A 7,527-nucleotide genomic window follows, 5' to 3' on the forward strand; every position below is an offset into this window, starting at 1 on the left:
TAGGGGTCAGACCGAGGCCGGCAGTGCCGTCGCCATCGCGTGCTTCACCAGCCGGACCAGGGCGAGCTTGCTCGACTCGCGGTCACGGGCGTCGCCCAGCATGACCGGCACCCGATCGGGGATGGCCAGAGCCGCACGGATTTCCTCGACCGTGTAGCGGGGGGCGTTATCGAAACAGTTCACCGTGACGATGAAGGGAATCGCCCGGCGCTCGAAGAAGTCGATCGCCGCGAAACTGGTCTCCAAACGCCGGGTGTCGACGAGCACGATGGTCCCGATCGCGCCGCGCGCCAGGTCGTTCCACATGAACCAGAAACGCTCCTGGCCCGGGGTGCCGAACAGATACAGCACGTGCCGGCGCGAGATCGTGATCCGACCGAAGTCGAGCGCAACCGTCGTCGTGCGCTTCCGTTCGACACCGGTCAGGTCGTCGATGCCCGCGCCGACCTCGGTGAGCACCTCCTCGGTGGTCAGCGGCGGGATTTCGCTGACCGAGCCGACCATGGTGGTCTTCCCGGTCCCGAACCCGCCGGCAATGACAATCTTGACCGGGGTGGGGACGGAGTCCATCCCTCGGTCGTCAGAGATTGATGAGGCCATCGAGAACCGCCTGGAGCGTGTCGAGGTCCGGCCGCTGCGCCGAACGGTTGGTGGGGGACCGCGTGATGACCAGACCGCGGTCGATCAGGTCGCCGCACAGCACCCGGACGACTCCGAGCGGAAGGTGCAGGTGAGCCGCGATCTCGGCGATGGACACCGGCGCGCGGCTCAGCCGCACCACCGCGAGGTGCTCCGGGCTCAGCCCGGTGGGTTCCCGCTCCGCTCGCAGGGCCATCACCTGAGTGGACAGGTCGAGCTGCGCGGTGGCTGTCGGGGTCCGGCCGTTCGTGATCGTGTACGGCCGCACGAGGGGCCCCGCCGACTCGTCGTACCAGCCTTCGTCCCTGTTCACGGGGCCTCCGAGAGCAGTTGCCCGGGGTTGCGCGGGGCAGCCGCGAGGTAGTCGCCGACCCGCTTGACCAGACGGTTCATCTCGTAGGCGACCGCCACGACGTCCACTCTGTCGTCCGCCAGCAGGGCGAGGCAGGCCCCCCGCCCGGCCGCCAGGACGAACAGGTAGCCGCGCTCCATCTCGATCATGTTCTGCACCACATCGCCCCGGGAGAACTGGCGGCTGACTCCCTTGGCGAGGCTCTGCAGGCTGGAGGCGATGGCCGACAGCTGGTCGGAGTCATCCTTGCTCACACCGGCGGACTTGCCGATCTGCAGCCCGTCGGCTGACAGCACGACGGCGCTCAGGGCGCCGACGACGCTATTCACGACATCGTCGAGCAGCCAGCTGAGGTCTGACGTGACGTTCCCATGCCCGTTCATGCGATAACCTTTCCCGTAACGCTGCGCACTACGAATCACCGGCGCTTTCACGCCCCAGACGGGTGCCCCTGTAGAACGCCACCATGGTCTGCGCTGCCCTGTCCCCGGCTGGGGCCTCGCGCAGGCTGTCGTCGTCGGGCTCCTCCCTGAGCTCGGCGGCAAGGTGGTGCTGAGGCATCCGCTGCGGCAAAGGCGGCCGATCGTCACCTCGCTCGGCCGGCGGCGGCGCAGAACCGACCGCACGCCTCGGCTCCGGACCTGCGGCAGGTGCCACGCCAGGCGTGGAATCGCCCGCGGTCAAGGCCGGCGCTGGGTGCGGCCTGGGCCGGGGGCGCGCCGGTGCCGCATGCGGCCTGGGCTGGGAGCTCGCCGGGGCCCTCTGCACGATCACCGGATCCGTGCGCGGCGCGGAATCGGCGTCGTCGGGCCGGTCCGCATCCTCACTGTCCACCAGGTGCTCCGAAGGGATGAGCACGGTGGCCCGCAGGCCGCCGTACCGAGACGGGTCGAAGGTGACGCTGACGCGCAGCTTGGCCGCCAGCCGCGCGACCACGAACAGGCCCAAGCTGGAGTCGGCCCGCAGCGCCATCGCGTCGAACTCCGGCGCCGTGGCCATCATCAGGTTGGCCTGCTGACGCACGTCGTCTTTCATGCCGAGCCCCTGATCCGACACGTCGACCACGACCCCGCGGGCGACGAGACGGCCGGTAACCTCGACCGGAGAGTTGTGCGGCGAGAACGAGGTGGCGTTGTCGACCAACTCGGCGATCATGTGCACGAGGTCGGCCACCACGCCCCCGACGACCGCGATGTCCGGGACCTGCTCGACCTGGACCCGTGCGTACTCCTCGGTCTCCGACACCGCGGCGCGCAGCACCTCCATCAGCGCGACCGGCTTGCGCCAGCGCCGACCCGGCTGCTTCCCACCCAGGATGATCAGGTTCTCCGTGGTGCGCCGCGCTCGGGTGGCCAGGTGGTCGAGCTGGTACAGCGCCGCGAGCTGGGTGGAGTTCTCCTCCCTGCGCTCCAACTCGTCGAGCTGCTGCAGCATCCGGTGGATCAGCACCTGGCTGCGCTGCGCGATGCCCAGGAACACGGAGCTCAACCCGCTGCGCGCTTTCGCCTCGCCCATGGCGGCCGTGACCGCGGTCCGCTGCGCGATGTTGAACGCGTCGGCAACCTGGCCGATCTCGTCGCGACCGTGGTCGAGCTGGGGAAGTTCGGTCTGCAGCTCGACGGGTTCGCCCTTCTGCAGGCGGGCCACGATGCTGGGCAGCCGGGTGTTGGCCAGGTCGAGCGCGTCACTGCGCAGCCCGGCCAGGCGGGTCATCAGCGCACGGTCGACAAGCGAACGCGACACCCGCACAGCGACGATGATCGAGACGAGCGATGCGAGCAGCGCAAGGATGCTGCCGATGATCGCGTTGCGCAGTTGCGCATCTCCAGCGGCGAGCGCAGCCGCGGAGACCCTGTCGGCCTGATCGACCGCGATGTCGTTGAGACCTCCGGCGACGTCGTCGGTGATGCGCTTCCAGTCAGCTTCGGTCACCGGCACCTCGGCGCGCCCGGCGGCCGACCACGGGCCGTGCCGCAGGATCGCATCCTCCGCGCCGGCCAGCTGCTGCCAGCTCGCGCTGGTGGTCAAGGCCTCGAGCTTGACGCGGACCGCGGGATCCAGGAACGGCGCGATCTGGGTCAGCTGGGTGCGGTAGTAGCCGGACTGCTGGGTGAATCGCACGAAGGAGTCCGGGGTCAACGTCCCGGACGCGAACGCCGCCGCCACGAGCGAACTTTCCCGCGACATCATCTCCGTGGCGCGGAAGACCGAGGTCGCGGTGACACCGCCCAGCGCGGCCTGGGCATCAGGTACCACCCGGGCCTGGGTGTCGAACAGGTTCGCCGCCGCGTCCAGCACACCGTCGTAGTAGGTGCTCACCTGTGTCTGGTCGATACTGCGCAGGATGATCTGCGAGCGCAGCACCGGCAGCTGCTCGAACTGACCCCGCAATGCGGTGACCTGGCTCGCGATCTCTTCGGGCGCACTGGAGATCGTGGCGTCGAAAGCGGCCTCGAGCGCCGCGAGGCGCTCGTCGGTCACTCGCTGCGCAGCGGGCAGCTGCGACTGCACCGGTGCAGGATTGTCGAGGTACTGCAGGGCGAGCTGCCGTTCCTCCTGAAGGGCGGCCAGCGCGGCGACGGCAGGGATCGACACCTCACGCACCGACGCCGCGACCGCGCGGACGTAGAAGCCGGTGATGAAGAAGTACGAGGAGACCACACCCAAGAGCACCAACAGCGTGAGGCTGGGGATGAGGACGGTCCTGGTCAGCCTCTGCCGGATCGACTTGTCGTACGGCCTGCCGGACTCGCCCTTGTCCTTTTCTGCTTGCACAGTTCACGAACTCCTGAGGGACAGTCGGTCGGGGGAAAGTAGGGAACCGGCGGAGGAGGCAGACACGACGATCCCGGTTGTCAGCAGCGCTGGCGACGAAATCCGGCATGTACGAGCGAGGACGGTCGGTGTCCTGCCGGGACAGCCGGAACGGAGCCCGGGTGGTTCGGCCGCGGGCGCTGTGCGCCGTCCGCAACCAGTCCCAGCCATACCCCTCCGCCCCCTGTGCGACAGGCCGCGATCTTGTCAGCCGGCGGCATCCTTCATGATCTTGTCAGGCCGGTGGCGACCTCCTTGAGACGGGTGCCACAGTGCCAAGACGCGGTTGCCCTCCCGGCGCCGGTGCGCGCCCGTCCCGGTGGGGCGCACCCGCTCACCGTCTCGTCGGTGTCCCGGGTGACGGTTACCGCGTGGTGAAGCGGGCGGCCTCACCGATCACTGCCGCGAGCCGCGTGACGGCCAGCTCGAAGAGCAGCTTGCCGTGCTCCGCGGTGGCTCCCGTCGGGTCGCCGATGTACCCGTCCGGACCGAAGTCGTCGCTCGTCCAGCCGAACGACACCGGCTTGCCGAACCCGATCAGGTCGAACTCGGCCAGCCGCTCCGGCACCCGCCGCCCGGCCAGTTCCAGGTGCACCAGCTCCGGGCGCAGGTGCAGCATGAGCGAAGTCTCGTTGTGGCCGCCGTGCACTCCCATCCCGAGCTCGGACGAGGTCGACCCACCGCCGCCCTGGTCGACGGGCACCGACAGGTGCGCGAAGAAGGTACGGAGCCCGAAGCGCCTGCGGATCTCCCGGCACGCGACCTGGCCGAGCGCGGAGTTGCCGCCGTGCCCGTTGACGAACAGCAGCCGGGTGATTCCCGAGGTCTGCAGGGACCGGCCGACGTCGACCAGGGTGTGCATGAGCGTGTCCCACGACAGCCAGATGGTGCCCGGCGACCAGTGGTGCTCGTCGGACTTGGTGTAGGCCAGCCCGGGCAGCAGCACCACCGGCGCGGAGCCCTCCCGCGCGACCACGGCGACCGCCGCCTCGGCCGCCTCGGTGGCCGTGACGTAGTCGGTGGAGATGGGGAGGTGTGGGCCGTGCTGCTCCACGGCCCCGAGCGGGAGCACCGCCACGGTGTCCGGGGGCAGCGCCGCGACCTGGGGCGCGGTGAGGTCGATGAAGCGGGGAACGTTCGTCTCGCTCATGACCGCACTCCGATGTTCACCCGCGTATCGACCGGTGGCGCCGCCGTGAGCTTGCCGGGGTTGAGCAGGCCCTTGGGGTCGGTGCGGCGGGCTGTCTCGATCGCGATCTGGACGTTGCGGTCCACGTACCACTGGTGGGGCGAGTGCACGCCGACGCCCAGCGCCTCCAGCCGTGGGATACCCGCCAGCACGTCGTCCTCACCCCGGTAGCCGGCCACCACCATCGCCCCGGGACCGTGGCCGAACAGCTCCAGGTGCAGGTGCACCGGCCCGGGGTAGACCGCGCGGACGGCGGCGGGATCGTCCCAGAGCGGGGTGCCGCCGGTCTCCATGTGGAAGAACCTCCGGTCGGGGTGGGCGCGCTGCAGGAACCAGACCGGATGGTTGTAGGACATGCCCGAGAGCCGGTCGGTCTCGGTGTAGTCGGTGAACACCGCCACCACCTCTCCCCCGCCGCGGCGGACCCGATCGGCCAGCTCGTCCACCGTGGACGCCTCAACGATCACGCGCAGGCTGTGCCGGGTCGGGTCCAGGGCCACCGGGGCGGGCAGCGTCGGCACGAGGGCGGGCTCGTCGGCCGAGGCGAGCCGGGGCAGCCGCGGCAGGTCGAGCAGCGAGCGGTGCACGGCCACGAGGTCCGCGTAGGACCGGAACGCCGCGTACACCGCCGTCCAGTCGCGGGCCGGATCGGTGCGGACCTCGACGTCGACGAGGATCCCGGTGACCCCGTAGGTGTGGATGAAGGGCGTCAGCTCGTCGCCGCGCACCGTGACCATCGTGCCGCTGCCGTCCATCGGGGCGACCGTCGCCGCGACGACGTACCCGTCGCTCGTGGTGCCCCTCTCGATCGTGCCCGTGCCGGCACTGCCGCCCCCGACGAAACCGCCGATCGTCGAGCTCTTGGTGGACGGGAAGATCCAGATGTCGCGACCGGCCGCGCGGGCCACCCGGTCGATGGCCGTCATGCGCGCCCCCGCCCCCGCGGTGACGGTGCCGCCGTCGCCCACCGTGATGGAGTCGAGCCCGCGCAGGTCGAGCAGGATGCCGCCGTCGAACGGTGTGGCCTGGCCGTAGTTGCCCGTGCCCGCCCCGCGCGGCGTCACCGGGACGTCGTGCTCGAAGGCGACCTTCAGCACGGTCGGGACGTGCTCGGGCCGCGCGGGGCGCACGACGACGTCGGCCAGGTAACGCCCCGGCGGCACCTTCTCCTGCAGCACCGGCGACATCCGCGACCAGTCCGAGGAGACCTTCGTGATCAGGGCCGGGTCGGTGGAGACCGACCCCACCCCGAGCCGCTCCAGCTCGGCGGCGGCTGCTGCGGTGCGTTCGGACACTGTGGTCACCCGCTCGAGCCCATCCTGATGTTCGGGTCGATGAACTCGTTGGTGTAGAGGCTCTTCGGGCCGGGGACCGCGATGATGGTGCCGTTGCGCTGCAGGATCTGGCCGAAGGTGTCCACGATCTTCTGCATCCGCGCGGGATCGAACTGCCCGAACACCCCGGATGCCGGGTCGTTCGTCACGAAGCCCTGGTCGACCTGCGCCTTCGCGGAGAAGTCGGCGACACCGGCGGAGTAGGTCCAGCCCGTCTGGTAGGCGTTGACCAGGTCGACGATCAGCTGGTTGGTGGGCCTGGGGTTCTTCAGGTAGTCGATCTGGGCCTGCTGCATGATCGGCACCAGCTTCTGCAGGCAGGGCCGCAGCGCGTCCAGCTTGTCAGCCCGCACGGCCAGTGGCTCGGGATAGATCGAGTACCCGACGTCCGCGAGCTTCTCGAAGCCCACCGGCTTGTGCCACTGGGCGATCTCGTTCTCGTAGATGTAGGGCTCGGCGGTGGCGAATCCCTGCTGCATGATCTTGGGGTCGGAGACGAAGCGCGCCGGGGTGCCGTCGTAGCTCGTGTCGGACTGCGAGGCGGCGATGATGCCCTGCGACTCGAGCAGTGCAGGGATCACGTCGCCCGATGTGACGACCGGGGCGCCCGTCGCGGCGACGTCCCGGATCGTGGTCTTCCCGGGATACGTGGCCGGATCCCACATCAGGATCTGCGGGCTGACGGTGATCTGGGACGTCACCGCCACCGTGGCGTGCGAGGCCGCCGAGCTGATCGCCTCGTCGGAGTTCACCGCGCCGAGCACGATGGAGTCGTCCAGGTACATGAGGGCAGGCACCGGCTGGAACCCGACGCTCGGGCCCCCGGGCCGTACCTCGATGTCCACCCCGGTGTCGACGCCGTGGGCGACCAACGAGCCCTTCACCGTCTTCGCGTCGGCGTCGATGGTGCGGTCGGGCCCGACGAGGCTGTACATCGCGCCGTGCTCGGACTCCGGCTGCCAGTCCTGCTGCATCACGACGGTGGCCGGGCACACCCCGGCCAGGTCGAGCGGCCCCCCGGCGGGGGCCGCGGGCGCGGCAGGCCCCGCTGCCGCGCCCGACGGCGGGCCGGAGCCGCCACCGCAGGCGGTGAGGGCGACGGCGGCGGCCAGTGCGGTGGTCACGAGTGCGGCGCCGCGGCGCCCGCGCGTCCGTCTCATCAGGGTCATCAAGGCTCCAGGGGGCGGGGAGGATCCGGG

The 7,527-nt window shown here is 70.3% G+C and carries 7 protein-coding genes; all 7 read right to left on the bottom strand.

The genetic code is table 11. The features are described from left to right. Positions 1–6: 6 nt before the first annotated feature. The 7 genes from HF577_RS13415 to HF577_RS13445 all read right to left on the bottom strand — a co-directional run bounded on the left by HF577_RS13415 (position 7) and on the right by HF577_RS13445 (position 7,497). Positions 7–600, bottom strand: coding sequence for a GTP-binding protein (locus HF577_RS13415; protein ID WP_169396151.1), 594 nt, complete (start codon positions 598–600; stop codon positions 7–9). Next, positions 581–952 carry a DUF742 domain-containing protein gene (locus HF577_RS13420; protein WP_169396152.1) on the bottom strand — a complete coding sequence of 124 codons (372 nt, stop codon included), beginning with the start codon at positions 950–952 and terminating at the stop codon, positions 581–583. Before HF577_RS13420 ends, HF577_RS13415 begins: the two co-directional genes overlap by 20 nt. Then, positions 949–1,374: a roadblock/LC7 domain-containing protein gene (locus tag HF577_RS13425; protein WP_169396161.1), complete on the bottom strand. Its 426-nt coding sequence runs from the start codon at positions 1,372–1,374 to the stop codon at positions 949–951. Before HF577_RS13425 ends, HF577_RS13420 begins: the two co-directional genes overlap by 4 nt. A 28-nt stretch (positions 1,375–1,402) precedes the next feature. After that, positions 1,403–3,766 (bottom strand): sensor histidine kinase, encoded by a 2,364-nt coding sequence (locus HF577_RS13430; protein WP_169396153.1) that lies wholly within the window; start codon positions 3,764–3,766, stop codon positions 1,403–1,405. Between the two features lie 403 nt (positions 3,767–4,169). Beyond that, positions 4,170–4,955, bottom strand: coding sequence for a creatininase family protein (locus tag HF577_RS13435; RefSeq protein WP_169396154.1), 786 nt, complete (start codon positions 4,953–4,955; stop codon positions 4,170–4,172). Next, complete coding sequence (locus HF577_RS13440) at positions 4,952–6,298, bottom strand: FAD-binding oxidoreductase (protein ID WP_169396155.1); 1,347 nt, start codon at positions 6,296–6,298, stop codon at positions 4,952–4,954. The genes HF577_RS13435 and HF577_RS13440 overlap by 4 nt, the downstream gene beginning before the upstream one ends. Continuing rightward, on the bottom strand, positions 6,295–7,497 hold the full coding sequence (locus tag HF577_RS13445; RefSeq protein ID WP_211174217.1) for an ABC transporter substrate-binding protein: 1,203 nt from the start codon (positions 7,495–7,497) through the stop codon (positions 6,295–6,297). Before HF577_RS13445 ends, HF577_RS13440 begins: the two co-directional genes overlap by 4 nt. Positions 7,498–7,527: the final 30 nt, after the last annotated feature.

Origin of the sequence: Pseudonocardia xinjiangensis (assembly GCF_012911925.1) — a bacterium.
GTDB lineage: Bacteria > Actinomycetota > Actinomycetes > Mycobacteriales > Pseudonocardiaceae > Pseudonocardia > Pseudonocardia xinjiangensis.